The 25,084-nt window shown below is 58.2% G+C and carries 24 protein-coding genes; 13 read left to right on the top strand and 11 right to left on the bottom strand.

Annotation, left to right across the window (positions count from 1 at the left end):
* Positions 1-197: 197 nt before the first annotated feature.
* The 7 genes from AC4PR2_RS22575 (at position 198) to araD (ending at position 7,887) form a co-directional block, all read left to right on the top strand.
* The gene (locus tag AC4PR2_RS22575) at positions 198-1,265 is read left to right on the top strand and encodes an erythritol/L-threitol dehydrogenase (protein ID WP_019453591.1); all 1,068 of its coding nucleotides are present in this window, start codon (positions 198-200) and stop codon (positions 1,263-1,265) included.
* 135 nt (positions 1,266-1,400) lie between these two features.
* Entirely contained in the window at positions 1,401-2,318 is a 918-nt protein-coding gene (locus AC4PR2_RS22570; RefSeq protein WP_197659120.1) for an ABC transporter substrate-binding protein, read from the top strand.
* 54 nt (positions 2,319-2,372) lie between these two features.
* Positions 2,373-3,863 (top strand): sugar ABC transporter ATP-binding protein, encoded by a 1,491-nt coding sequence (locus tag AC4PR2_RS22565; RefSeq protein WP_337046648.1) that lies wholly within the window; start codon positions 2,373-2,375, stop codon positions 3,861-3,863.
* Entirely contained in the window at positions 3,860-4,849 is a 990-nt protein-coding gene (locus AC4PR2_RS22560) for an ABC transporter permease (RefSeq protein ID WP_492175498.1), read from the top strand. Before AC4PR2_RS22565 ends, AC4PR2_RS22560 begins: the two co-directional genes overlap by 4 nt.
* Before the next feature lie 8 nt (positions 4,850-4,857).
* Positions 4,858-6,345, top strand: a complete 1,488-nt coding sequence (locus AC4PR2_RS22555) for an FGGY-family carbohydrate kinase (protein WP_346420305.1) — start codon at positions 4,858-4,860, stop codon at positions 6,343-6,345.
* Positions 6,332-7,201: an L-ribulose-5-phosphate 3-epimerase gene (locus AC4PR2_RS22550; protein WP_197782681.1), complete on the top strand. Its 870-nt coding sequence runs from the start codon at positions 6,332-6,334 to the stop codon at positions 7,199-7,201. Before AC4PR2_RS22555 ends, AC4PR2_RS22550 begins: the two co-directional genes overlap by 14 nt.
* Positions 7,195-7,887, top strand: a complete 693-nt coding sequence (gene araD, locus AC4PR2_RS22545; protein ID WP_337046646.1) for an L-ribulose-5-phosphate 4-epimerase — start codon at positions 7,195-7,197, stop codon at positions 7,885-7,887. The genes AC4PR2_RS22550 and araD overlap by 7 nt, the downstream gene beginning before the upstream one ends.
* Positions 7,888-7,893: 6 nt before the next feature.
* Here the strand turns inward: araD and AC4PR2_RS22540 are convergent, their stop codons facing one another.
* The gene (locus AC4PR2_RS22540; protein WP_197803053.1) at positions 7,894-8,898 is read right to left on the bottom strand and encodes a substrate-binding domain-containing protein; all 1,005 of its coding nucleotides are present in this window, start codon (positions 8,896-8,898) and stop codon (positions 7,894-7,896) included.
* A 580-nt stretch (positions 8,899-9,478) separates the two neighbouring features.
* Between AC4PR2_RS22540 and halA the strand changes: the two genes are divergently transcribed.
* Positions 9,479-10,597, top strand: coding sequence for an anti-phage Hailong system effector protein HalA (gene halA / locus AC4PR2_RS22535; RefSeq protein ID WP_197803055.1), 1,119 nt, complete (start codon positions 9,479-9,481; stop codon positions 10,595-10,597).
* A 1-nt stretch (position 10,598) separates the two neighbouring features.
* Complete coding sequence (locus AC4PR2_RS22530; RefSeq protein ID WP_197803057.1) at positions 10,599-11,258, top strand: nucleotidyltransferase domain-containing protein; 660 nt, start codon at positions 10,599-10,601, stop codon at positions 11,256-11,258.
* A gap of 395 nt (positions 11,259-11,653) precedes the next feature.
* Here AC4PR2_RS22530 and AC4PR2_RS22525 read toward each other — a convergent pair whose 3' ends face one another.
* A complete protein-coding gene (locus AC4PR2_RS22525; RefSeq protein ID WP_197803059.1) occupies positions 11,654-12,547 on the bottom strand; it encodes a LysR family transcriptional regulator in 894 nt (297 codons plus the stop codon).
* Between the two features lie 107 nt (positions 12,548-12,654).
* Here AC4PR2_RS22525 and AC4PR2_RS22520 point away from each other — a divergent pair, with 107 nt between their 5' ends.
* The 3 genes from AC4PR2_RS22520 to AC4PR2_RS22510 all read left to right on the top strand — a co-directional run bounded on the left by AC4PR2_RS22520 (position 12,655) and on the right by AC4PR2_RS22510 (position 15,740).
* Positions 12,655-13,962, top strand: coding sequence for a serine hydrolase domain-containing protein (locus AC4PR2_RS22520; RefSeq protein WP_089186200.1), 1,308 nt, complete (start codon positions 12,655-12,657; stop codon positions 13,960-13,962).
* A 180-nt stretch (positions 13,963-14,142) separates the two neighbouring features.
* Positions 14,143-14,349 (top strand): DUF6434 domain-containing protein, encoded by a 207-nt coding sequence (locus AC4PR2_RS22515; RefSeq protein ID WP_060420857.1) that lies wholly within the window; start codon positions 14,143-14,145, stop codon positions 14,347-14,349.
* 404 nt (positions 14,350-14,753) lie between these two features.
* Positions 14,754-15,740: a PDDEXK family nuclease gene (locus tag AC4PR2_RS22510; protein WP_141959742.1), complete on the top strand. Its 987-nt coding sequence runs from the start codon at positions 14,754-14,756 to the stop codon at positions 15,738-15,740.
* Between the two features lie 137 nt (positions 15,741-15,877).
* Here the strand turns inward: AC4PR2_RS22510 and lptG are convergent, their stop codons facing one another.
* The 7 genes from lptG to AC4PR2_RS22475 are packed head-to-tail and all read right to left on the bottom strand — an operon-like array spanning position 15,878 to position 22,465.
* On the bottom strand, positions 15,878-16,957 hold the full coding sequence (gene lptG, locus AC4PR2_RS22505) for an LPS export ABC transporter permease LptG (protein ID WP_337046645.1): 1,080 nt from the start codon (positions 16,955-16,957) through the stop codon (positions 15,878-15,880).
* Positions 16,954-18,024 carry an LPS export ABC transporter permease LptF gene (gene lptF / locus AC4PR2_RS22500; protein ID WP_337046644.1) on the bottom strand — a complete coding sequence of 357 codons (1,071 nt, stop codon included), beginning with the start codon at positions 18,022-18,024 and terminating at the stop codon, positions 16,954-16,956. Before lptF ends, lptG begins: the two co-directional genes overlap by 4 nt.
* A gap of 28 nt (positions 18,025-18,052) precedes the next feature.
* Entirely contained in the window at positions 18,053-18,619 is a 567-nt protein-coding gene (locus AC4PR2_RS22495) for a YtfJ family protein (RefSeq protein ID WP_197803222.1), read from the bottom strand.
* Between the two features lie 20 nt (positions 18,620-18,639).
* The gene (locus AC4PR2_RS22490; protein WP_197803065.1) at positions 18,640-19,509 is read right to left on the bottom strand and encodes a hypothetical protein; all 870 of its coding nucleotides are present in this window, start codon (positions 19,507-19,509) and stop codon (positions 18,640-18,642) included.
* Entirely contained in the window at positions 19,509-20,843 is a 1,335-nt protein-coding gene (locus tag AC4PR2_RS22485; protein ID WP_049200021.1) for a lipopolysaccharide biosynthesis protein, read from the bottom strand. Before AC4PR2_RS22485 ends, AC4PR2_RS22490 begins: the two co-directional genes overlap by 1 nt.
* Positions 20,840-21,709 (bottom strand): nucleoside/nucleotide kinase family protein, encoded by an 870-nt coding sequence (locus tag AC4PR2_RS22480; RefSeq protein WP_492175497.1) that lies wholly within the window; start codon positions 21,707-21,709, stop codon positions 20,840-20,842. The genes AC4PR2_RS22485 and AC4PR2_RS22480 overlap by 4 nt, the downstream gene beginning before the upstream one ends.
* A 30-nt stretch (positions 21,710-21,739) precedes the next feature.
* Positions 21,740-22,465 carry a nucleoside/nucleotide kinase family protein gene (locus tag AC4PR2_RS22475; RefSeq protein WP_197803224.1) on the bottom strand — a complete coding sequence of 242 codons (726 nt, stop codon included), beginning with the start codon at positions 22,463-22,465 and terminating at the stop codon, positions 21,740-21,742.
* 370 nt (positions 22,466-22,835) lie between these two features.
* Between AC4PR2_RS22475 and AC4PR2_RS22470 the strand changes: the two genes are divergently transcribed.
* Positions 22,836-23,567, top strand: coding sequence for a nucleoside/nucleotide kinase family protein (locus tag AC4PR2_RS22470; RefSeq protein WP_060439468.1), 732 nt, complete (start codon positions 22,836-22,838; stop codon positions 23,565-23,567).
* A 70-nt stretch (positions 23,568-23,637) separates the two neighbouring features.
* On the opposite strand, the gene spt is transcribed toward AC4PR2_RS22470, so the two are convergent.
* Both spt and AC4PR2_RS22460 read right to left on the bottom strand, forming a co-directional pair.
* A complete protein-coding gene (gene spt, locus AC4PR2_RS22465) occupies positions 23,638-24,810 on the bottom strand; it encodes a serine palmitoyltransferase (RefSeq protein ID WP_141959732.1) in 1,173 nt (390 codons plus the stop codon).
* A complete protein-coding gene (locus tag AC4PR2_RS22460; protein WP_019453571.1) occupies positions 24,797-25,057 on the bottom strand; it encodes an acyl carrier protein in 261 nt (86 codons plus the stop codon). Before AC4PR2_RS22460 ends, spt begins: the two co-directional genes overlap by 14 nt.
* Positions 25,058-25,084 lie beyond the last annotated feature (27 nt).

The raw sequence follows: 25,084 nt of genomic DNA, 5'->3' as shown, positions 1-25,084 counted from the left end.
CGCTCAAATAATTATTTTTGCAGCTTTGGTTATATGTTGCTCTATGTTCACGTTGTCATTTTGAGTTTTCCTGGGTGTTTGATGATTAATCAATTGAAATTTATCACTTTATAACGTTTGTTGTTTTTTGTTGGATAAAAATGACAACGTCAACATTAAGAAAATTCAAGCGTTTAACGAGTGTATTGGAGGAAAAGATGAGCCAGTTGCCGGAAAAAATGCGTGCGGTCGTTTGCCACGGCCCGCAGGACTATCGTTTCGAACAGGTGCCCACGCCGCTGCCGAAGGCGCGCGAGCTGGTGATCAAGGTGGAAGGCTGCGGCATCTGCGCCGGCGACTGCAAGTGCAAGAACGGCGCGCAGATGTTTTGGGGGGAGAACCCGTGGGTTAAACCGCCGGTGGTGCCGGGCCACGAGTTCTACGGCCGCATTGCCGCGCTGGGCGAGGGCGCGGAAGGCAAATACCAGCTCGGCGAGCGGGTGATCGCCGAGCAGATCGTGCCGTGCTGGGAGTGCCGCTACTGCAAATCCGGCAGCTACTGGATGTGTGAGACGCATAACATTTACGGTTTCCAAAAAGACGTGGCGGAGGGCGGCATGGCGGAGTACATGCGCTTTTCCGAGAACGCCATCGTGCACAAGATCCCGGAAAGCCTAAGCCATGAAGACGCGGTATTGATTGAACCGATGGCCTGCGCCATTCACACCGTGGCGCGCGGCGACATCCAGCTGGACGACGTGGTGGTGCTGGCCGGCGCCGGGCCGCTCGGGCTGTGCATGGTGCAGGTGGCGCGCCTGAAAACGCCGAAGAAACTGATCGTGATCGACGCCATCGACGAGCGGCTGGCGCTGGCGAAGGAATTTGGCGCCGACGTAGTGATCAACCCGCTGAAGGAAGACGCCGACCAGATCGTCAAATCGCTGACCGGCGGCTACGGCTGCGACGTCTACATCGAGGCCACCGGCGCGCCGATCGGCGTCACCCAGGGGCTGCAGATGATCCGCAAGCTGGGCCGCTTCGTGGAGTTCAGCGTGTTCGGCAAGGAAACCACCGTCGATTGGTCCATCATCGGCGATCGCAAAGAGCTGGACATCCGCGGCGCGCACCTGGCGCCCTACAGCTACGAAATCGCCATCGATCTGTTCGAGCGCGGGCTGGTGACTTCCAACGGCGTGGTTACCCACAGCTATTCATTGAACGACTGGGACGAAGCCTTCGCCCTGGCGGACTCGACCGACTCCATCAAGGTGATCCTGGTTCCCTGACCCTCCCGCCGTACCGCTGTTGCAGTCACGATCGCCGGCCCGCTCGCAATGGGGGGCCGGCCGGTCGGCCAAACGTAAAGACATGCTGTTGCTCTGATAACCACAACAAGAAGCTTCCCTACAGGAGAATTGGCTATGTTTTCATTATTCAAAAAGACCCTGCCTTTTATCATCGCCGGTGGAATGTTGGCGGCCAGCCATGGGGCGCTGGCCAAGCAAATCACTATCGGTATGTCGTTCCAGGAAATGAACAACGACTACTTCGTCACCATGAAGCAGGCGCTGGATCAGGCGGCGGCGGATATCGGCGCCAAGGTGTACGTGGCCGATGCGCGCCATGACGTCGCCAAACAGATCGGCGACGTGGAAGACATGCTGCAGAAGAAGGTGGATATCCTGCTGATCAACCCGACCGATTCGGTGGGGGTGCAGTCGGCGGTGATCTCCGCCCATAAGGCCGGCGCGGTGGTGGTGGCGATCGACGCGCAGGCGGAAGGGCCGCTCGATTCGTTCGTCGGCTCGGAAAACTACGACGCCGGCTTCCAGGCGGGTGAATACCTGGCGAAAGCGCTGGGCGGCAAAGGCAAGGTGGCGATCCTCGACGGTATCCCGGTGGTGCCGATTCTGGAGCGCGTGCGCGGCTTTGAAGCGGCGATGAAGAAATACCCCGACATCAAGATCGTCACCAAGCAAAACGGCAAGCAGGAACGCGACACCGCGCTGACCGTGACCGAAAACATGCTGCAGTCGGCGCCGGATCTGGCGGGCATCTTCAGCGTCAACGACGTCGGCGCGCTCGGCGCCCTGGCGGCGATCGAAAGCAACGGCGCCAAGGTCAAGCTGGTGAGCGTCGACGGCCAGCCGGAAGCCATCAAAGAGATCCTCAAGCCGAACTCGCCGTTTATCGCCACCTCGGCGCAGTTCCCGCGCGACCAACTGCGCATCGCGCTCGGCATTGCGCTGGCCCGCTACTGGGGCGCCACGGTGCCGAAAACCGTGCCGGTCAAAGTGAAGCTGATCGACCGCAGCAATGCGGCCGGCTTTAGCTGGTAACAGCGGCCGGGTTCGCCCCGCTGCGGCGGGGCGTTCGGCGTGGAGGGCTATGCGGTGACACCTTTACTGGAACTGAAGCGAATAAAAAAGCGCTTTCCCGGCGTGAAGGCGCTGGACGGCATCGATCTGGCCATTCAACGCGGCGAAGTACACGCCCTGTTGGGCGAAAACGGCGCCGGCAAATCGACGCTGGTGAAAATCATGTGCGGCATCTATCAGCCGGACGAGGGCGATATTTTTATCGACGGCGAGCAGCGCCGCTTTAACAACTATCGCCAGGCGATCGAGGCCGGGGTCGGCATTATTTTTCAGGAATTCTCGTTGATTCCCTACATGAGCGCCATCGACAACATCTTCCTCAACCGGGAGATCAGGAACCGCTGGGGCCTGCTGGATCGGCGGGCGATGCGGCGCAAGGCCGAGGCCATTTTCAAGCGGCTGACGGTGGCTATCGATCTCGATTGCCCGGTGGAACAGCTGAGCGTGGCGCAGCAGCAGTTCGTTGAGATCGCCAAGGCGCTGTCGCTGGAGGCGAGGGTGCTGGTGCTGGATGAGCCGACCGCCACGTTGACGCCGGGCGAGGCCGAGCACCTGTTCAGCGTGATGAACGATCTGCGGTTGCTGGGCGTCGGCATGGTGTTTATCTCGCACCACCTGGACGAGATCTTCACCATCTGCGACCGCATCACCGTGCTGCGCGACGGCACCTACATCGAAACGCTGGCCACCGGCGACACCAACGTGGAAGAGCTGGTGCGGCTGATGGTCGGGCGCAAAATCGAGAACGCCTTCCCGGTGAAACAGCACCCGGTCGATACCGCGACGGTGCTGCTGGAGGCGGAGATCCAGCGCGAGAAGCACGGCGCGACCGACCGTTTCCGGCTGCACAAGGGCGAGATCCTCGGCTTCGCCGGGCTGGTGGGCTCCGGGCGCACCGAGACCGTCTCGGCGCTGATCGGCGCCAGCCGCTGCCACCGCAAACGCGTCAGCCTCGGCGGCCAACCGGCGGCGCTGCGCTCCCCGGCGCAGGCGCTGGCGCAGGGCATCGGCCTGCTGCCGGAGAGCCGCAAAACCGAGGGCCTGGTGCTGCCGTTTTCGGTGGCGCAGAACATTACCCTCAACCGGCACCACCGGCGCGGCAAGATCTTCGTCAGCGCCCGCCAGGATCGCGACGTGGTGCAGCGGCTGATCCGCGCCGTGGGGGTGAAAACCCCGGACGCCGAGACCGCCGTCAGCACCCTGAGCGGCGGCAACCAGCAGAAGGTGGTGATCGCCCGCTGGCTCAACAACGACTGCAACATCCTGATCTTCGACGAGCCGACGCGCGGCATCGACGTGGGCGCCAAGGCCGAGATCTACCAGCTGATGCAGCAACTGACCCAGCAGGGCATCTCCATCATCATGATTTCTTCCGAACTGCCGGAGATCATCGGCGTGTGCGACCGCGTGCTGGTGTTTCGCGGCGGCCACATCGTCGCTGAGCTGACCGGCGACGACATCGAATCCAACCACATCATGCTTCACGCGACCGGGAGTGCCTTATGATCGGAATTGAACAACCCGCCGCGCCGCGCCGCGCCGCCGGCCCCAGCCTCGGCAAGCGCTGGGAAAAACTGCTGCATCACCCGGCGGTCTTGCCGTTTATCGGCTTCGCTGTCCTGTTCGTATTGATGAGCCTGCTGAACGACAGCTTCCTCAGCGTCAACAACCTGACCAACGTGGCGCGCCAGGTGTCGATCAACGCCATCATCGCGGTGGGCATGACCTGCGCCATCCTGACCGGCGGCATCGATCTCTCTGTGGGGCCGGTGATGGCGCTGGCCGGTTCGGTCGCCGCCGGGCTGATGCTGGCGGCGGTGCCCATTCCGCTGGCGATGGTGGCGGCGCTGGCGGTCGGCGCGCTGTTTGGCCTGGCTAACGGCGCCTGCATCGCCTACCTGCGCATGCCGCCGATCATCGTCACCCTGGCGTCGATGGGCATCGCCCGCGGCCTGGCGCTGCTCTATACCGGCGGCTACCCGATCTCCGGCCTGCCCGACGTCTTCTCCTTCTTCGGCCGCGGCACGGTGCTGGGCATCCAGGTGCCGATCCTGATCATGCTCGGCGTATACGTGCTGGCCTGGCTGATGCTTAACCAGCTGCCGTTCGGCCGCTATGTCTACGCGATGGGCGGCAACGAAGAGGCGGCGCGCCTGAGCGGCATCCGCGTGCCGCGCTACAAGATGCTGGTGTACGTGATCAGCGGCCTGACCGCCGCGCTGGCCGGGCTGGTGCTGACTTCGCGCCTGATGAGCGGGCAGCCCAACGCCGGCGAAGGCTTCGAGCTGGACGCCATCGCCGCGGTGGTGCTGGGCGGGGCGGCGATCTCCGGCGGGCGCGGCGCCATAGTCGGCACGCTGGTGGGGGCGATGATGCTCGGGGTGCTCAACAACGGCCTCAATCTGATGAACGTATCGCCGTATATCCAGAACGTGGTGAAGGGCGGCATCATCCTGGCCGCCATCTACCTCAGCTCCGTGCGGCGCAAATAGGAGGCGCGATGGCAGTCTTTCTTGGCATAGACGTCGGCGGCACGGTGATCAAGGCCGGGCTGTACCGGGCAAGCGGCGAAGAGCTGGCGATCGCCGAGCGCGACGGCGCGGCGATTGCCGCCCAGCCGGGCTTCAGCGAACGCAATATGGACGCGCTGTGGGATGACGTTTGCGCGGCGATCCGCCAGACGCTGCACGCGGCGGGGCTGGCGGCCGGCCAGGTGCGTGGCGTCAGCTTTTCGGCGCACGGCAAAGGGTTGTACGCCATCGACCGCCACGGCAAGCCGGTCGGCAACGGCATCCTCTCTTCGGACAACCGCGCGGCGGCCACGGTGGCTGAGCTGCGCCGCGCCGGCGTGGACGCGCAGACCTACCCGCGCAGCCTGCAGCCGCTGTGGCCCAGCCATCCGGCGCTGCTACTGCGCTGGCTGAAGCAGCGGCAACCGGCGCAGTACGCCGCCGTCGATCGCATCCTGATGGCGCACGACTACCTGCGCTTCCGCCTCACCGGCGAGGCGGCGGCCGAGGTGACCAACATCTCCGGCAGCAACCTGTTTAACCAGCACAGCGGCGCTTACGATCCGGCGCTGATGGCGGCCTTCGGCATCGAAGAGGCGCAGGAGAAAACCGCGCCGGTGATCGGCTCGGCGCAGCTGGCCGGGCGGGTGACGGCCGCGGCGGCGGCGCAGTGCGGCCTGCGCGTTGGCACCGCAGTGTACGGCGGCCTGTTCGACGTGGTGGGCGCGGCGCTCAGCTCCGGCGTGGCCGACGATCGCACGCTCAGCGCGGTGGCGGGAACTTGGTCGATCGCCACCTGCGTGACCGAGCGCATCATGCCCGCCGATTACCCCTACGCCTGGGGGCGCTACTGCATCGACGGCCGCTATTTCGTGCACGAAGGCAGCCCGACCTCGGCCGGCAACCTGGCCTGGTTCCTGCGCCAGTTCTGCGCCGACGACCGGCAGCGCTACGCCCAGTTTAACGCCTGGGTGGCCGAGCGCCGCGAGCAGCCGAGCGGGCTGCTGTTCCTGCCTTATCTGTACGGCTCCAACCTCGGCGGCAACACGCCGGGCGGGCTGATCGGCCTGAGCGCCCACCACGAGATGGCGGACGTGGTGCAGGCGATCTACCAGGGCATCGTGTTCTCGCACCTGATCCATCAGGAGCGCATGGTGCAGCTGAACCCGCGCATCGAGCGGGTGCGCATGACCGGCGGGCCGACGCAGTCCGAGGTCTGGATGCAGATGTACGCCGACGCCGGCAACCTGCCGCTCGAGGTGGTGGAAACGCGCCAGAGCGGCTGCCGCGCCGCCGCCCTGTGCGCCGCCGTCGGCGCCGGGGAGTACGCCGGGTTCGCCGAGGCGATCGCCGCCGCGCCGCCCAAACTGCGCTGTTATTATCCCGCGACCGCCGCCCACCGCCGCCTGCGCGCCCAGCAGGCGCGCTATCTGGCGGTCGCCCAGGCTTTGAGTGAGGTGACTGATGCAAACGACTAACGCCGCCTGTCTGGGGCTGTATGAAAAGGCGCTGCCCGCCGATCTGAGCTGGCCGCAGCGGCTGGCCACCGCCGCCGAGCTGGGCTTTGAGTTCGTGGAGATGTCGATCGATGAACAGCCGGCGCGCCAGCAGCGGCTGGACTGGGATCGCCGCCAGCGGCTGGCGTTTATCCAGGCGCGGCTCGACAGCGGGGTGACGGTGCCGAGCCTGTGCCTGTCGGCGCACCGGCGCGATCCGTTCGGCAGCGCCGACGCCGCCACCCGCGAGCGAGCGCGGGTGCTGATGAGCAAGGCGCTGGAACTGGCGACGGATCTCGGCATCCGCAACATCCAGCTGGCGGGCTACGACGTCTATTACGAACCCGCCGATCGCCACAGCCGCGCACGCTTTATCGAGGGCATGCAGTGGGCGGCGGCGCAGGCCGCCAGGGCGCAGGTGATGCTGTCGGTGGAGGTGATGGACACGCCGTTCATCAACAGCATCAGCAAATGGCGCGACATCGCGCGCCACGTCAACAGCCCGTGGTTCACGGTGTATCCCGATCTCGGCAACCTCAGCGCCTGGGGTAACGACGTCGCCGCCGAGCTGGCGCTGGGCATCGGCAGCATCACCGCCGTGCACCTCAAAGACACCGTCGCGGTGGGGCCGGGCAGCGCCGGGCAGTTCCGCGACGTGCCGTTCGGCGAGGGCTGCGTGGATTTCGCCCACGCCTTTGCCGTGCTCAACGCGCTCGGCTATCGCGGCCCCTACCTGCTGGAGATGTGGGCGCGTGAAGACGGGCAGGATAAGCAACGCATCGCCCAGGCCAAGGCCTGGATCGAACAACAGATGAATGAGGGAGGCATCGCATGCTGAACGAACTCAAACGGCAGGTGCTGGCCGCTAACCTCAGCCTGCCGGCATACGGGCTGGTGACCTTTACCTGGGGCAACGTCTCGGCGATCGACCGCCATAGCGGGCTGGTGGTGATCAAGCCTTCGGGCATCGCCTACGAGGTGATGACGCTAGAGGATCTGGTGGTGGTGGATCTGGAGGGCAAGGTGCGCGAAGGGCACCGCAAACCCTCATCCGACACCGCCACCCACCTGGCGCTGTACCGCGCCTTCGCCGATATCGGCGGCGTGGTGCACACCCACAGCCGCAACGCCACCATCTGGGCGCAGGCCGGGCAGCCGATCCCGGCGCTGGGCACCACCCACGCCGACTACTTTTACGGCGACATTCCCTGCACCCGGCCGATGAGCGAGGCGGAGATCGCCGGCGATTACGAGGGGGAAACCGGCAAGGTGATTATCGAGACCTTCAATCAGGCGGGGCGCGATCCGCAGCAGGTGCCGGGAGTGCTGGTCTATTCCCACGGCCCGTTTGCCTGGGGCAAGGACGCGGCGGATGCGGTGCACAACGCGGTGGTGCTGGAAGAGGTGGCGATCATGGCGATGGCGACGCGCCAGCTGGCGCCGGCCATCGCCCCGATGCAGCCGGAGCTATTGGACAAACATTTCCTGCGCAAGCACGGCAAACACGCTTACTACGGGCAATAGCGCCCGTCAGCGATTCAATAGCGAGCCGGTGAAGAACTCTCTGCGCGCCGGCAACTCGCCGCGCGGGCTGTTAATGGCGCTGAACAGCAGCTCCGCGGCAATCTCCCCCAGTTTCTGCGTATCGTGATACACCCCCGGAATGTGCAGGCCGTAAGCGCCGGCGCGCGGCGGTTCGTCTATCGAGAAGAACTTCACCTGCTGATAGAGCCCCATCTCGTGGCAGATGGCGATGGCGCCCAGCGTGATGATGCCGTTCAGGCCGATGATGTAATCCGGGCGGTTCTCCGGCTGCGCCAGATAGGCGCGCACCTCACTTTCCTGCGAGGTGAAATCGTAGTCGCCGTTGATGATGTGAATCTCACGGCCGCTGCCCTGCAGCGCCGCGACGATGCCGGCGGTGCGCGTTAAGGTAATTTCCGAATCCGCCGGGCCGCCGATGATCAGCAGCTTCTGCTCCGGCTGCTCCGCCAGATAGCGCCCGGCCAGCACGCCGATCTCGCGGTTATCGAGGAACACGCCGCTCAGCTGCTGATCGTAAAGATCGCGGTCGATCAGGATCAGCGGCACGCCGTACACCTCGGCCAGCTCGAGATAGGCGGGGCGGTAGCGCTTGTCGTCGCGCACCGCCGACAGCAGGATGCCGCGCGCCTTGTAGCCGAACAGCGCCTGAATGGCGCGCATTTCCGCCTCTTCGCTGCCGTCGGTGTCGAACAGCATGATCTGGTAGCCCTGCAGACGCGCAATGCGCGACACGGTCTTGATCAGGCCGGAATAGAACGGGTTGTACATGCTGCTGGTGACGATGCCGATAATCTGGCTGCTGCTGCTTTTCAGCCCCTGCGCGAACGCGTTGGGCACATAGTTCAGCTCTTTGGCAATGGCGTGAATGCGCTCGCGGGTTTCCGGCTTGACCAGCTCGGGCTTATTGAAGGCGCGGGAAACGGTGATATTGGTCACCCTGGCGCGGCGGGCGATATCCACGATAGTGGCATTGGGATTGGCTTTCGACACCGTCTTTCCTTGCGTTATGCCTCAACAGATCCCTTATTGTAGGGAAAGGGCGGGGGCGGTGCTAGGGGGGAGTTGCTTGGTGCCATACGCATGCCAGTGGGACTTGAAATAGCTGCTGTGATATCAGATATACACCAAGTGTTATTGAATTAAACCATGGCGAAAGATAGTGGTGTTATCTGCGGTGATTCCTTTGTCTGCATTGATCTACGGCTTGGCGCCAGTAGCAGACGTTCATAACCAGTTCCCATCAACTCAGTGCCCAATAACATAGTAACCAAATTCAAGAACGGTCATTTGTATTGCTTGAACATGTAGCAATTCACTTGCTAAAATACTATGAGGTGGTTTTTACTTGGGCATTTGAGGGTAGGTGTGTCGCTAATTATTTACTAAGGAATGTTTTGCGAACGTTCCTTAGTACAATCCAGTGATCAAGTGGCTAGATTACCAATGCGTTGTTACGTTTCAAAAACTGCCCAACCAGAAGGGTTTATCTTTTATGTAGCTGAAGACTGTTCTGGTTAAAATATTAACAAAAGCCTGAGATACACAGCAGAATAACAATGTGGATTGAAAAATGAACAATGGCGTCAGGCAGCATCGGATAAAAAATTATTGGGATGTTACATATGACTCTCAGATCAAATTGGAAGAATTCATTCCATGGGGTTTTGATGACCTTAATATTAATGGAAGAAACAATTCTGGGCCTAGAAAGGTCACGATAGATTTAACAATTCCTGATCAAATAGCTAATTCTCGAAGTCAGGATGGTAAGATAATTCTTACTAAAATTAAGTCGGAAAATTTCAAAAATAAGTTTTTTGAGGGGTATGTATTCACCGAGTGCGATATCTACGGGGATAATAAAGGAGTTAGGATAACCTTCAAGAAGTGTGAGTTTAGAAAAGTTTGCTTTGGTTATGCAAATTTTAAAAATATTAAATTTATAGACTGTATCTTCAACGAGTGTAGTTTTTCAATGGCATCCTTTGAAAATTGCCAATTTAACAACTGTATATATAATGATATATCTTACTCCGGGAATGAAACAAAGTTAAAGAATACCTATATTGAACCCGGTAAATTTATAAATTCACTATTTGTTCGTCAGGATAAAGATATTTTAGAAAAAGAAGGTGCTACACCTGAGTATCAAAAATACCGTTCCTACGGGACCAAAACAAAATGCTCAAAGGTAGTGCTTAATTCTTTATCTACAATTCCAGACGATGAAGCTTACTATCAGGCTGTGGAGGTTCACTTCAAGTGCAAACAAATATCAAAGCAGAAAGCCATTTCTTTTGAGCGTGCAGATTCGAAAATAATAAAAAAGACTTGGTATAGTTTATTATTACTAAAGTCTATGGTTGAAAATTTTATAATAAACACTTCAGGTCTTATAAATGGTTGGGGGGGGAGTTTATTTAGATGTGTATTTGTTGGTTTATTTATAATGATTATGTTCGCTGGTATCTACAGTATAACTTCATCTGGAGATATTATAGGCTCATTAATGAAGTCAGTAGATATAACACTTCTTACCGGTTATACGAAGTATTCAACACAGACTTCCACCACCGGTGCTGAAGAGCTATCTGAAGTGATTCACCTAATTAATATGATGATTGGCGTGTGGTGGTATGGTATATTAATACCAACTTTAATAAATAAAATATGTACATCAAGGACTTAGTATGAATATTAAATCTTTGGCTATTTATGGAAGCACTGCCAGAGGAGAACAAACTGACACGTCTGATGTAGACATGTTTGCTATATATGATGGTTTGCATTACAAAATGGTTGTTAAGGGAAAACTAAATATAGCAATGTACCCTATGGCATTGGCAGAGAAAATAATGGAGGGAGGAAGTTTGTTTGCTTTACATCTGAAAGAGGAGGGAGTGTCAGTATTTAATGAAGAGCTTTTTGAAAAAATAAGCTCATCATTCAGATATAAAGAGAACTATTCAAAAGATATTGATACCGCAACAAAGTTGTTACAATTCATATGTACTGATAACAAAAAAATAAAAAACAAGTTTTTAATGAATAAAAGGGTGTCATGGTGTGTAAGGACAATTCTTATATCTCTTAGTGCAGAAATGCGAAACCCCCTTTTTTCAAAGGAGAGCTTGGCGATGAAATTTTCAACTGAATCAATCACATATCAAGATATATCGACACTTATTGCTTTGAAGTCATCGCAGGTTGACATTAAAAACACTATCTCTATATGTTATAATTTTTTATCAATATATGGCATGAGAATAGATGATTTGATGACGGAGCCATTTCTTAGAAAAAGTATAAAAAACCTTACTAATGGAAATGACACTTTACTAAATTATTAAACACATAGCCCCCATATGAATTTCTGGGGCTATCGATTTTTTATTTTTAATGAAAAACACTTGGCGGTGAAAATACATTCAATTGCTGATTGATCTTAATCGATAATTTTGTGTCTATTCTATCGGGGGATATGGTAATAATAAGGAGTCTAATGTTGCATGATATTGGGTTTTAGTGTCATTGTGAAATATTACGTTTTAGGCTTGGAAGGAACTTTTAATATATCCCATAACGATGGGGCTTTAATTTATGAAAATAGCAACCTCAATTTAATAATGATCTGAAAACAGTTTAGGCAAGTTTCCACGCTAGACTAACAGCGACAACATTAGCTAGTCTGCCCTTCATCTCTCTTTAGCCAAAAACACCACCCACTCAGCTTCGTTTGACAAAACTAACCCACATATTTCCGCCACAACCCCGGTAACAACCCCAACGTCTCATCAATCAGCGCCCGCCGGTCATTGCCCGGTTTCCAGATGGTCACCATGGTTTGGCTGATCCCTTGGCTGCCCACTTCGGTGCGCAGCGTGTTGACGTTTTTCCACTGTTCCGCATGCATGTGCGTCGGCAGGAATCCCCAGCCGCAGCCCTGTTCAAGCAGGGCGCGCAGCATCTCCAGTTCGTTGGTGAAGATAGTGTGCCCTGAAATTTGCAGGCGGCGCGCCACCGGTTCGTCAGAATCCGGGTGCATGATCACCTGCGGCGTGAGCGAAAGTTCCAGCAGCGAGAGCGGCTGTTCCGCGCCGGGGAAAAGCGCTTTAGACGCGTAAAAATCCATCCCTATCGCCCCTAAGGCACGCCACTCCATGGCGTCGCCCACGCTGCGGTGGCGCGCCTGGCAGATGCCCAGATCGGCCTGGCCGCTTGCCAGCAGGCTTTCCGCTTCGTCGCGCGAGGCGTTAATCAGGCTCAGGCGCGTGTTGCGCTGGGCCATGGCGGCAATCAGCGCCTGCAGCAATGCGCGGGGCGTGAAGGGATCGTAGACCAGCGAGATTTCCTGCGCCGCGCTCTTCGGCACGTCTTTGGCAAACGCTTCAAACGCTTTCACCTGGCGCATCAGCAGGTGCGCCTGGCGTTGCAGCTGTTCGCCTTCCGGCGTCAGGTGCAGGCTGCGCCCCTCGCGCAGGAACAGCGCATAGCCCAAGCCATCCTCGAGAAAATCAATCAAATCGCGCAGCGTCGTGCGGTCTTTACCCAGCTTGAGCGCGGCTTTCGCCAGGCTGCCGTGCTCGGCCACGGCGGTGAAGGCTTCCAGTTGGGCAAAGGAATAAATCAGGCTCGGCACGCGGTTCTCCCGTCGATTTTGCGGGGGATTTTCCCCCATCAGGCGTTTTTTATTATAGGCCGCGTTTTTTTAAGCTGAACGCCTTCCTGAGCTAAGCGAGAAAAAATATGAAAAGCAAAGTGTTTAACCGCAGCCTGCTGGCGGGCGTTGTCATCAGTCTCTGCAGCGGCCTGTTGGCGCCCGCCGCGCTGGCCGCCTGTGCGGGCACCGAACTCAGCGCCTGTCCCGCGCCTTTCGATGCGCAATTGCCGGACACGCACAAAATGCTCACCTGGAGCCAGAGCGACCGGGTGATCGGTTTTCGTAACGACTACCGCAACTATGCGGGAGATGTGTTTCACCACGGCAACGCCGCGCCGCTACTTACTGCCGCTAAACCGTTAACGGACGCCACCTATCGGGTGAATGGCAAAACCTACCACCTGCAGGATTACCTGCAGCGCCAGAACGTCAGCGGCATGCTGGTATTGAAAGACGGCAAAATCGCCTGGAAATATCTGGGGGAGGGCAATACCGATGCTACCCTGTGGACATCGCGCTCCGTGGGCAAATCGGTGGTCGCCACGCTGGTGGGCGTGGCGATTAAACAGGGCAAGATCCGCTCGCTCGACGATCTCATCACGCAATACGAACCCGATCTGAAAGGCACCGCGTGGGACGGCGTGACCCTCAGGCAGCTGATCACTCACACCTCCGGCGTGGCGTGGAATGAGGATTACACCAACCCGAAATCGGACTTCGCGCAGCTGACCGAGTGTGAAGCCAAGCCCGGCACCTACGCCTGCGTGCGCAAGCTGGTGGCCGGCCTACGCCGCGCACACCCGGCCGGGCAGAACTGGTCTTATTCCTCCGGCGGGGCGTGGCTGCTGGGCGACGTGCTGGAGCGTGCCACCGGCATGCCGCTGGCGGCCTATCTTGAGCAAAGCATCTGGCAGCCGTACGGCATGGCGAGCGACGGGGTGTGGCATGCCTATGCCAAAGGCCAGCACGACGTGGGCGCGCATGGATTCAACGCCACGCTGGAAGATTGGGGGCGCTTTGGCGAGTTCATCCTGCATAACGGGAGGTTGCCGAACGGCAAACAGATCCTGCCGGAAGATTGGGTAGCCCAGTCGTCCAACTGGACGCGGGCGGCGGGCTCGGTATCGGCGGCGCATCCTGACGGTATTTACGGCTACCAGTGGTGGAACAACGAAGTGCCGACCAATGCGGCCAACGTGGAACCCGCCCCGCAGACTTCCCTCAAGCATTCTCTGTGGGCGCTGGGGATCTTCGGCCAGATGATCATGGTCAATCAGGCGGAGAATCTGGTGATCGTCCAGTGGTCCACCTGGCCGCAGGCGGAGCCTTCTTTCAGCGCGCAACCGCTGGAGGCCTCGCTGATGTTTAGCGCGATAGCCAAGGAACTGCGTTAATTCCACGGAGCGAGCAGGGGCGGTTGCCATTCCGCCCATGCATATAACAGCGCGGAAACGGCGATCTGGGCTATGCTTTTCACCACATCCACTTTGCGCCGAAACGGGCGTGACAAAAGTGCGGCATGGCAGGCCAGGTTGAAGCTCTCTATCGAACGGCTCTTCACAGGAGTGGCTAAATTGAAAATCGATTGGCATAGCGCATTGTTAACACGCGCCACGATCGTGGATAAAAGCTACAAAAATACGCAAAACGTCCGTCGTTTCATGGTTGAGGCGTGCGGAGAGGATTTTCGCTTCGATCGTGAATTCATGGCATGGATACGCAATGACGTGCCAAAGACGCTAGGTGATGTGGTTGATGAGTGGCAGCGTAGGCACTCATAGTCGTTCGTAACCCTAGCCGGTTAGGGTGCAGTTCGGGCAGCGCCTTATCGTTAGGTACTGGAACGGTCGTTCATTTTGCTCAAGTCTTCAAATGTTTCTCTATCATAAAGTTCGGCAAGGTGTGAAATTTCAGGGTGTCTTATTGGAATGAGGCATAGCGGTAAAATCCAGAGGGCGGAATAAGTAAGTGATTGGCCATTAATCCAAAACCAGATATTGACCAGCGGCGACCGCATGAGCTGGTGTTGATTATTTAGCCAATAATAAAATTTCTCCCGTTCGCATCAATACTAGAGGCCTATCAACTGTTTTTCCAAGAGAAAAATCCCTTCCGTCGTGATAGATTAAATTCATGAAACTTTTTTCCAAATTTAAACTATTTCAGATCTAATGATGAGGGAGTCATGGGTTTATTCACTTTGGAAGACCAAGAATTCAAAAAGGTTGCTAAAACTACGTTTATGCGCGAATCGATCCTCGAACGTAGGGATATTCAGTCAGCAATAGCCAAGAACATGAGCGATTTTTTGCCCGATTGCCTGGTAATCCAGGAGGAGTTTAACAATTGGGAAAACAGTCAACGTAGAATTGATTTACTCTGTATCGACAAGGCGTTTAATCTGGTTGTCGTTGAGCTGAAGCGTGATGAACAAGGTGCGCATATGGAACTTCAGGCGGTAAGGTATGCTGCTATGGTTTCACAAATGACGTTTAATGATGCTGCGGAGTGCTACCAAAAACATCTTGATAAAGAAGGCGTTGCTAAGAATGCTGAGCAGGAGATACTCAAGTTTTGTGAGCGAGACGAAGGCGAGATTGCTGACTTCAATACTCAGGTAAGGATTGTACTGATCTCAGCTGATTTCTCTACGGAAGTAACAAATACGGTACTTTGGCTGAACAATAACGGGTTAAATGTCAGCTGTTTCAAGTTAAGCCCTTATTTGCACCTTGATAAGGTACTGGTCAATTTTGAACAGATAATACCACTACCCGAAGCAAAAGATTTCTTGGTTAGACAGAAACGAAAAGAAACGGAAGCCAGGGATGCCAAAGAAAAAGGAGAGAGGGATTACTCGAAATTTATCTATAAGGGTGTGGTTTATAACAAAAGAAATCTGGCCTATGAGCTGATGAGCGAATGGATTATGGATACTAATCCGTATGGTATGCAGGCGATAGCGTCTGTGTTTGGCGATGATATCCATCGCAGCCTTATTAAGGTTGAACAGGATGTGATTGCGTCACGGCGTAAGCGATTTCATGATGAAACCATTGAGCTTGCCTCCGGTGAGATAGTACTAATTACTAATCAATGGAGTATTGGCTCTATTCAAAAGCTGATAAATAAGTTTGCCAGCCTTGGCTATAGCATTGAGATGCACCAGTAAGATTGATCTCAGACGGCCAATCAGATGGTCTCAGCACGCAAAGCGGAACCTTGCCCCTAATGCGATGGCATTGTTCCGCTTAGTACTCTTATTTTCTCGCAAACCTTGCCAAGATCGCCTCTACAGCAGCGCTATCCCTAACCCCGCCGATCAAACCGATAAACCAGCGCCAACGCCAGCGCCAGGATCAAAAGCGGCGGAGCGAGGGCGGTGAAGGCCGCGTTGAGGGCGAACAGCAACCCCAGGTTGAGGACGATCTGGTAAGCGATGTAGGTCAGCAGCCCGACGATCACGCCGAGCGCTAATCGGCTGCCCATGCCGGGGGCGCGCGGGGCGGTAAAGGTAAACGGGATGGCCAACAGAATCATCGCCAGCACCAGCAGGGGCTGGCCGAGTTTTTTCCACAGCGCCAGGCGGTATTCGGTGCTGGGCTGCCCCGAGCCCTGCAGGTAATCGATATAGCGTTCCAGCTGTTGGAGCGAGAAGCTGCCCGCCGGCAGGGTCAGCTCTTTCAGGCTCGGCACGGCGAACAGCGAGCGCCACGGCAGGCTGCTTTGCCGCTCAATCGTCTCCTTTCCGCCTTGCCAGCGTTTCTGCATCACGTTGTGCAGCAGCCAGCTGCCGTCGGCGGCGGTGCTGGCGCTGTCGGCGTAGAGGTAAGATTCCAGCGCGCGGTTGGCCTGATAGCGGAAGATCTCAATGCCGTGGGGCTGGTCGTTCTCATCGACGGTTTTGACCGTCACAAACTCGTTGCCGCGCCGTGCCCACAGCGGGTTTACGGTGACGTCGTTATCGTTCGACTGCGCCAGGGCGTTGTTCTTCATCTGCAGCGCGCGTTGCTGCAGCGGCGAGGCCGCCCACTCATCGAGGGCGCCGAGCGAGAGGTTCATCAGCAGCCCGGCGGCGAGCATTACCAGCGCAATGCGGAATATCGACATCCCGGCGGAGCGGATCGCGGTCAGTTCCAGGGTTTTGGACAGCTGCCCTAGCCCGACGATGCCGCCGAGCAGCGCGATAAACGGCCCCAGATCGACCAGGCTGCGCGGCAGGGTCAGCACGGTCACCAGCAGCGCCTGCTGCCAGCGGTAGCCGCCCGGGGCCACGTCTTCCAGCTCGTTGATCAGCGTAAAGGTGGTGAACAGCGGGATGAGCAGCCCGGCCGCGGCGGCGAAGCCGATGAACACGTTGCGGATCAGGTAACGGCTAAAAATAGTCATCGGGAGGGTGTCCGCAGCAGGGATAAATCGCGCGCCAGCAGCAGGGCGATGCCGACAGCCATCGCCAGCGGCACCAGCCAAACGCCGGGGATCGTCGGCAGAGAGCCGTTGGCCACCAGCGTGCGGCAAATGTTGCCGCCATAGAAAATCACGGTAAACAGTACCGTCAGGGGCAACAGCGCGGCATAGCGCCCCTGCCGCGGCTTGATGCGGCTAAAGGGGATCGCCAGCAGCACCATCAGCACGGTGGTCAGCCCGCGGCTCTCGCGCCATTGCAGTTCGGCGGCGTCACCCGGATCGGCGGAGCGCGCCAGCTCCGCCGGCGAGGCCGACTTGTGCCGGCTCTCGGCGCTGGGCACGAACGGTTTGAGCGCGATATCAAAGCTGTCGTAGTTCTGCCCGTTGTCGTCGGTGCCCTGGCGATCCAGCACATAGGCGGTGCCGGTTTTCAGCCGCACGGCGGGGCTGGCGGGAGAGGCGTCGAGCACCTCCACCGACTGCGCGCGGTACAGGTTGGTGTGATGGCCGCCGCGCACATAAATCAGGGCATCCGTCAGATGATTGGCCGTTTTGTCGACGCGACTGGCGAGGATCATGCGGCCGTTGCCGCTGACGTTGAATTTGTCGGCCTGCAGGTGGCTCACGTCCAGCACCGACTGTGACTCTTGCTGCAGCTGATAGATATTGGCGTACGCCCAAGGCCTGCCATACAGCGACAGCAGCGTGACCGCTATCGCCAGCGGCACGGCCAGTATCAGCACTGCCTTGTACAGCCGCAGCGGGCTGGCGCCGGCGGCCAGCATGGCGGTGATCTCCGCATCGCTGTACAGCTGGCTCAGCGCCACCGCCACCGAGACATACAGCGCGACGGGCAATATCATCTCCAGCGCGATCAGCGATTTATAGAAAACCACCTCGGCCACCACCCGCAGCGCCAGCGTGCCGTTGGCGGCGTCGGTCAGGTAGCGCTGGGCGGAGTAGCTGGCGAACATGAAGATCAGAAACCCGGCGATCATCACCACCAGGCGGCGGATCTCAACCGTGATATAGCGTTCAATCAAAGACATGCGTTATCGGCTCCCGGCGGCGTGCACTTCATGGCGTCTCCCGGTCGATCAGGGTGCGCAGCAGGGCGATCACCTGGTCAACCTCCTGCGGGGTGAGTGCGCCGTCCTTCGCCCACTGCACGCGCCCGGCCTTGTCCAGCACCACGATGGTGGAGCTCTCTTCCGGCAGCCGCCAGGCCATGCGCCCCAGCCCGTCGCTGTCGACGATGAACTGCGCCCAGGGGTAATGCCGCTTGTTTTTCTCGATCTTGCCGCGCACGAAGAAGCCGGAGCCCGGTATCGCGTCGTCGGTGTTGACGATGGTGGTGGGCTGGAAGCGATCGCCCGGCAGGTTCGCGTCTTTGACGGCGTTGATCAGCAGCGAGTTCTTCTTTTTGGCGGAGGTGCGCCCGGCGATGTACTGGATCACCCGCACCTTGCCCGCCAGCTTTGCGCTGTTCCACGGCCGGTAGCTGAAATCGCCGTTGCGCAGCAGCAGCTCGCCGCGATCGGCGATGGCGATCGGCGCCACCGGCCGGCCATGCACGAAGTTATGCGCTGACGCCGCCAGCGGCGACAGCAGCAGCGCGAGGGGCAGCAAGCGGCGTAACGTCATCATGGCTCCGCGCAACGCGCTTATCTGCCCGCCGCGATGGCCGGCTGGGAAAACGACAGCGGAAAGCGCGCCAGCAGCAGCTCCAGGCGCTGGCGGATGTCGATATCCAGGATCGCCGGCCGATCATAGATATCGCCGCCGGCCAGCTTGTCCGCCACCATCACGTCATGCCGGTCGCCCATCAGGCCGTTAATCGCCGCCAGGAAGCGCGAGATCTGCCGGGCTTCGCGGTTGTCGGGAGCGATCGATCTCAACGTGTCGTAAAACGACACCTGGCGGCTGACGATTTTGCGCACGTCGTGGAATTGATGCCCGGTCAGCGCCGGGCTGGCGATCAGCGTCTGCAGCTGGCGCATCTGCTCCTGGCGGTAGGTGATAAAGCCCTGTGCGCTTTCCAGGCGAGTGTGGCGCAGCGCATAGCGCACGGACGACCACACCGGCTTGCTGAGCAGCAGCCGCAGCAGGTTGCCGTACAGCGTCAGGTTCTTCTGGTTGCCGTTGCGAAACGCATCCTGAAAATGGCCGAGCACCACGGTGGTGGTGTGGAACAGGCGGTTGGCGCGGTGGGGCGCGCCGTACAGCTGCTGGGCGAAGCGCAGGTGCTTATAGCGGGCGCGGATATATTTGTAGCGCATGCGGGTGGCCGCCGCCAACTGCGGGTCTTGCAGGAAACCGTTCACCAATTGCAGCAGCTCGCGGCGGGAAAAGCCGTCTTCCCAAAACTGCAGGCACAGCGCGTAGTTGTCCCGAATGCTCTCGGGGGAACACTGCAAATCAATCTGCTGCGGCAGGCTGATATTCGCCTCAACCAGGTCATCCTCTTCCACCGCGACAAACAGCGCCTGGGTGGTTTCGGCGGAGAACTTCTTCCAATTATCGTTAGCGGTCATTAATTACTCTCTTTGGGCACATTCAGCCCCAACATAAAGCGATTGCGGTAGGCGCCGATCGTCGGTATCAGGGATAACAGAACGTCTAAACATTGCCCCAGTAAATAAGCGAAGGCGGCGCCCTGCACGCCGAAGGCATATGCCATCGACACCAGCAGCGCAATGTAGGCCGCCGAGGCCGTCGCCTGCGCGATCAGGAAGGCGCGCTGCTTGCCTGCCATAAACAGTAAGGATTCCTGCGGGAAGCCCATCATGGAAACGATGATCGCGCCCAGCATGATTTGAATCAGGTCATAGGCTTCCAGGTATTGCTGCCCGAAGACGGCGGAAATGAGCGGCTTGCCCACCAGCAGCATCAACACCGCGACGGCCAGGCCGATGCCGCCGGCCAGCAGCGAGGAGCGCAGGCCCAGCAGCCACGGGGTCTTGGTGCGCGGGTCCAGGCGCATGATCTCGGGATAGAAGCTTTTCTCCAGCAGCTTGGCCGGGGTGCCCGTCGCATCGAAGAAGGTCATGGCGATCTTGAACAGCCCGGCGGCGGCCGGCCCGAGCACCACGCCCACCAGCACGGTGGTGCAGGAGTTGCGCGCGGCCCAGATGGTATGGGCGATGTTGGTGGTCCAGACGAAGTTCCAGGCGCCCTCGATGCGGCGTGCGACGTTGAACAGCCGTGGCCTCAGCGCGCCGTGGATATCGCGGCGGCGCAGCTCGCGCGCGGTGAACCACCAAAACAGCGTGCCGCCGATCAGGTTAGAGGCGTACCAGGTGACGATAAAGCCAGGGAATCCCAGATCGAAATAATAGGAAATGACGCTGCCCACCGCCTGCAGGAAAGGCTTGATCGCCTGCTGGATGGCGATGAGATCGAAACGGTTGAAGGCGCGCAGCACGCCGGTCGGCGTGGACGAGGTCATCGACGGGATCAGGGTGCAGTACAGCATGGCAAGCCAGAAACTTTCGCTGTCCAGCCCCAGGGCGTGGGACAAGAACGGCAGCATGATCATGCCGCCCAGTACGGCGATGACGCCGCTGGCGATATCCAGCCCGAAGGAGAAGGCGACGACGTCGCGGAAGCGCCCGGTGTTTTGGTGCTCCAGCGCCGGGGTGCCGAATTGCACCACAAACTGCCAGGTCTGGAATTTGATGAAATCGCTGACCGCTTTGGTATAGGCCTGGATTACCACCAGCACGCCGAACATTTCAGGCGACATGCCTTTACCGGCGCAGGAGAGCGCCAGCAGGCCAAGCAGTGCGCTGGCCACGCTGCCGGAGCCTAGGTAGGCGGCATTACGTAAAATGGAGCGAAACGCACCATCGGAAAACCACCGTTTCATAACCCAAACCAGCCGTTATCGTTTTTTTGCTGCATCTTGTGTTCCGCTGTCATGCGCTTACCCTGTATGCGTTTAATAAACCTGAGTTTCTTCGCCGGCGTTTCGCCGGGTTGCCCGATGTCGCTCTGTGGGCGCTTCGCGGGGGGCACCACGGCCGAAATGGCGTTGAGCGCGTTGCTCAGCACCTCGTCGTAAGGGGCTCTGGCGTCCAGCTCGATGATGCGCGCGCCGTTGTATTGCAGGCGCACCATGGCGGAAATCTTGTCTTTCAGCTCTTCATAGCTGTGATCGGGCTTGCGGGAAAACGCCGTATCGACGTCGATATCGAGGCGAATGATCAGCGCCGGCCGATAGACGGCCATGCGTTGATATAAACGGCGTTCGCGCGCCGCCAGGCGGCTCAATAGCCAGCCTTTTGCGCGCTCCACGCCGATACCGGGCCCGTCGTAGTAAAAACCTGAAATTTCCGCCTGCGGGTAGCGATCGCTGATCACCAGCACGCCGCTCTGCGCCAGCCTCCGCACCTTGCGCAGGTTGGAGGCGCGCCACAGCGAAAAGCCGTACATGATCAGCGCAGCCCACAGCGCCGGCGGCCTGTTGCTCATGCGTTGGGTTTTATCGGATTTGGCCGCCAGGCGCCGTTCCAGCCACACGCCGATGAACGGCAATTTCTTGATTTTGTCGCCGTCTTCGCCGGAGATCAGCCCTAAATAGCGCCGCTGCGTGGGGCGATGCTGCTGCAGGTTCTTGACCAGATCGGCGGTCAGCGTGGACTTGCCGGTGCCGTCGCTGCCCACCACGGCAATCAGCCCGCTAATGCAGGTGGAAGAGGAGTGCTGTTCGGCAGTGAGTTTATTTTTTTTCATCTGTTTCGGTACGAAAAGGTTATTTGTCGGCTAGGCATTGGCGGCCCTCAGCGATATTTTAACGGCGCGCAGCGATTCGTCGAAAATATGGCTGGCCGGTTCGCGGCCGTCTAAATCCAGTATGTTAGCGCCGTTAAACGTCAGGTGCGGGATGACGGCTATCTTTTCACGCAACGCCGCCAGCGAGTGATCGGGTTTGCGTGAATAGGCCGTTTTTTCGTCAATATCCAGCCGAATTAATAATAAGGGCTGATAAGACGCCATCCATTGGTACAGGTGTTGTTCGCGCTTTCTTAGCCAGCGTACCCAGCGATTACCGCCGGCGGTTTTTGCCAGCTGCGGGCCATCGAAACGAAACCCTGCCACTTCGGCCTGCGGATAACGATCGGTAATCAGCAATGCGCCGCTGCGGCTTTTCTTCAGCATGCGACGGAATTTATAAACGCGCCAATAGGAGAGTAAAAAAATCACCAGCGCCGTGGCATTATCCGGCGGCGTGGAAGGGCGCTCATGCACGCGCTCCGACTTCTTCAGCAAATAACGCCCGAAAGGCGCGCCAATAATCGGCAGCGAACTGATCCATTCGCCGATACGCCCGGAGGACTGGCCGAGATAAAGCAGTTCGGCAGGTTCTTGTGGCGATAAGGCGTTGACCAGGCTGGCGGCTAACGTGGATTTTCCCGAGCCGTCACAGCCGGTTATCGCTATTACGCGCACGGGCGAGCGATCAGATGAAGGTCTTATCTGCTGACTCACAATAATTGATCCAATGCGAAAAAAACTATTGTATTCCAATACGCCTTGGGTTCAAGATATTTATTGTGCTTTGCCACGATAAAATAATGAGATGGGTATTTGGGTTCGTTATTTGAATTGATATTCATGGCGTTCGTTCTTGTTATTTTGTGCTAATTGTTCGCGCGCAGGTCAGTTTCGCTTTTTATGTTAATTTCCGGAATGGTCCGCAGCGGAAAAAGAGCAGAGGTTTTTAATTTTCGCTTAATCTTTTGTGCTGTTTGGCACTGCGCTGAGGCAATTTATTTTGCGCGGCTGCCGAGCAAGGTTAAGCGTGATTTCGCTTCAAACATGGCACGCCGTTTCTGGTGTATTGAAAGAGAGTCTTATTATGAGTGCAAAATTTCCGCCGTTGATTGCGGTTATTGGCAGCGACGGATCGGGTAAGTCCACCGTTTGTGAACATCTGATCGAATATGTGAAACATTATGGCCCGGCGGTGCAGGTGCATCTGGGCAAACAGGCGGGCAACGTCGGGCGCGCGGCGGCGAAATTGCCGCTGCTCGGGCGCTCGGTGGGCAAGGCTATCGAGAGCAATACCAAAAAAGTCAAAACGAAAAAATCCCGGATTGGCCTGTTGCCGTCGGCGGTGATCATCGCTTTCGTGGGGCGGCGGCTGCTGCGTTTTCGCCGCATGCTGGCGTTTCGTCGGCAAGGGTTCATCGTGTTGACCGACCGTTTTCCGCAGGCGCAAATCCCCGGCGCTTACGACGGCACGGTATTTCCCGTCGACGTTGAAGGGAGCCGTTTCGTCCGTTGGTTGGCGGCGCGCGAGCGGGCGGCGTTCCAATGGATGGCGGGGCAAAAACCGGATCTGGTGCTCAAGCTGAATGTCAGTCTGGCGGTGGCCTGCGCGCGCAAACCCGATCACCGCAAAGCGGCGCTGGAGAAGAAGATCGCCGTCACGCCGTTATTGACGTTCGAAGGTGCCGACATCGTGGATCTCGATGCCGATCGGCCGATCGAGGAGGTGCTTTCGGCGGCGGAAAAAGCCATCGCGGAATTTATGGCGGCGCAGGGCTATCGCTATTCGGCTGATGGGGCATCAACGGCTGCGCACTGAGGCGCGCAGCGATTCGGCAGGGCGGCGATGCCATTTTCGGCACCGCCGCCGCGGCCGAGAGGGAAAGGCTTTATTTTTTCAGCGCCGCAAAGGCGCGCACGATGGTGTCGATCTCTTCATCGCTGTGCGCGGCATTGACGCTGCAGCGCAGCAGGGTAACGCCCGCCGGCGCGGCGGGTGGCAGCACCAGATTCACATACACGCCGTGGGCGATCAGCTCACGCCAGAAACGCAGCCCTTCTTCCTTCGAGCCGATCATCACCGGCACCACCGGGCTGATGCGCGGCCCCAGGGTATACCCCAGCTCGGCGAGGCCGTGGTACAGGCGGTGCGCATTGCTCCACAGTTTTTCCCGCAGCTCGGGATGGCGCGCGATTTTTTGCAGCGCCGTGCGCACCGACGCGATGCTGGAAGGCGACGGGGACGCGGTAAAGATATACGGCCGGCTGCTGTAGCGCAGCACGTCCATCCCCTTGCCGCCGACGGCGAAACCGCCGATCGAAGCCAGGCTTTTGCTGAAGGTGCCCAGGATGATATCCACGTCTTGCTCGACGCCCAGCGCTTCGGCCAGGCCGCGGCCGTGCTCGCCCATCACGCCGAAGGAGTGCGCTTCGTCCACCAGCAGATAGCCGCCGAGCCGCCGCTTGATGTCGACGATTTCCACCAGCGGGGCGACGTCGCCCAGCATGCTGTAGATGCCTTCCACGATAATGATCGCCTCGCGGGCCCGTTCGCCCAGGCGCAGCATGCGGCGCTCCAGATCGGCGGCGTCGTTGTGGCGGAAGCGAATAATCTCCGCGCCGCCGAGGGCGCAGGCGTCGTAAATGCTCGCGTGGCTGTCCGCGTCGATCAAGACCACGGAGCCCGGCCCCGCCAGGGTGCTGATGACGCCCAGGTTGGCGGTATAGCCGGTGGAGAATACGATGGCGCTGGGGCGATCGAAGAATTCCGCCAGCTCCCGTTCCAGCGTCAGGTGCGATCCGTAGCTGCCGTTCGCCATGCGCGAGCCGGTGGTGCCGGTGCCGAGTGCGGCCAGGGCCGATTGGCCGGCGGCGATCGCCTGCGCATCGAACGTCAGGCCGAGATAATTATTGGTGCCGGCGAGGACAATCTTTTGATCGCCGATGCGGCCCTGGGTGGCGGAATACACTTCGTCGATACAGGTGCCGAACGGATTCAGACCGGACGTTTGAAATTGTTCACGGTCATTGGCGAGCCGTGCAAACTTATCATACAGTCCCATGGCTTTTCTCCAGATAAGGGCGCAGCGCGTCAAGCAGTTGCTCAGGCGTTCTGACATCAAGCAATATATTGATAGGAATGGAGATATCTAATTCATCTTCCAGCATCATCAGCAGATCCAGGACTCTGATGGATTCCAGGCCAAGATCATTGACGAGATCGCTATCAGGTTTTATTTCCACTCCGCCTTCGACGATACCTTGCAAACACGTCAGGATATAATCCATTACAGCATCGCGATTTAGCATAAGAACGTTGACACACCTCTATTTGGA

This window comes from Serratia sp. A07 (assembly GCF_058725505.1).
Note: the sequence above shows the minus strand (reverse complement) of the source record. Positions and strands in the feature narration are given on the sequence as shown.

Bases quoted from the DNA above. Each gene is read 5' to 3' on its own strand.
- AC4PR2_RS22560 (WP_492175498.1), top strand. From the start codon at position 3,860: ATGATCGGAATTGAACAACCCGCCGCGCCGCGCCGCGCCGCCGGCCCC.
- AC4PR2_RS22555 (WP_346420305.1), top strand. From the start codon at position 4,858: ATGGCAGTCTTTCTTGGCATAGACGTCGGCGGCACGGTGATCAAGGCC.
- spt (WP_141959732.1), bottom strand. From the start codon at position 24,810: ATGGGACTGTATGATAAGTTTGCACGGCTCGCCAATGACCGTGAACAA.
- AC4PR2_RS22470 (WP_060439468.1), top strand. From the start codon at position 22,836: ATGAGTGCAAAATTTCCGCCGTTGATTGCGGTTATTGGCAGCGACGGA.
- lptF (WP_337046644.1), bottom strand. From the start codon at position 18,024: ATGTCTTTGATTGAACGCTATATCACGGTTGAGATCCGCCGCCTGGTG.
- halA (WP_197803055.1), top strand. From the start codon at position 9,479: ATGAACAATGGCGTCAGGCAGCATCGGATAAAAAATTATTGGGATGTT.
- AC4PR2_RS22550 (WP_197782681.1), top strand. From the start codon at position 6,332: ATGCAAACGACTAACGCCGCCTGTCTGGGGCTGTATGAAAAGGCGCTG.
- AC4PR2_RS22510 (WP_141959742.1), top strand. From the start codon at position 14,754: ATGGGTTTATTCACTTTGGAAGACCAAGAATTCAAAAAGGTTGCTAAA.
- AC4PR2_RS22490 (WP_197803065.1), bottom strand. From the start codon at position 19,509: ATGACCGCTAACGATAATTGGAAGAAGTTCTCCGCCGAAACCACCCAG.
- AC4PR2_RS22530 (WP_197803057.1), top strand. From the start codon at position 10,599: ATGAATATTAAATCTTTGGCTATTTATGGAAGCACTGCCAGAGGAGAA.
- AC4PR2_RS22495 (WP_197803222.1), bottom strand. From the start codon at position 18,619: ATGACGTTACGCCGCTTGCTGCCCCTCGCGCTGCTGCTGTCGCCGCTG.
- AC4PR2_RS22570 (WP_197659120.1), top strand. From the start codon at position 1,401: ATGTTTTCATTATTCAAAAAGACCCTGCCTTTTATCATCGCCGGTGGA.
- AC4PR2_RS22485 (WP_049200021.1), bottom strand. From the start codon at position 20,843: ATGAAACGGTGGTTTTCCGATGGTGCGTTTCGCTCCATTTTACGTAAT.
- lptG (WP_337046645.1), bottom strand. From the start codon at position 16,957: ATGACTATTTTTAGCCGTTACCTGATCCGCAACGTGTTCATCGGCTTC.
- AC4PR2_RS22480 (WP_492175497.1), bottom strand. From the start codon at position 21,709: ATGAAAAAAAATAAACTCACTGCCGAACAGCACTCCTCTTCCACCTGC.
- araD (WP_337046646.1), top strand. From the start codon at position 7,195: ATGCTGAACGAACTCAAACGGCAGGTGCTGGCCGCTAACCTCAGCCTG.
- AC4PR2_RS22460 (WP_019453571.1), bottom strand. From the start codon at position 25,057: ATGCTAAATCGCGATGCTGTAATGGATTATATCCTGACGTGTTTGCAA.
- AC4PR2_RS22575 (WP_019453591.1), top strand. From the start codon at position 198: ATGAGCCAGTTGCCGGAAAAAATGCGTGCGGTCGTTTGCCACGGCCCG.
- AC4PR2_RS22520 (WP_089186200.1), top strand. From the start codon at position 12,655: ATGAAAAGCAAAGTGTTTAACCGCAGCCTGCTGGCGGGCGTTGTCATC.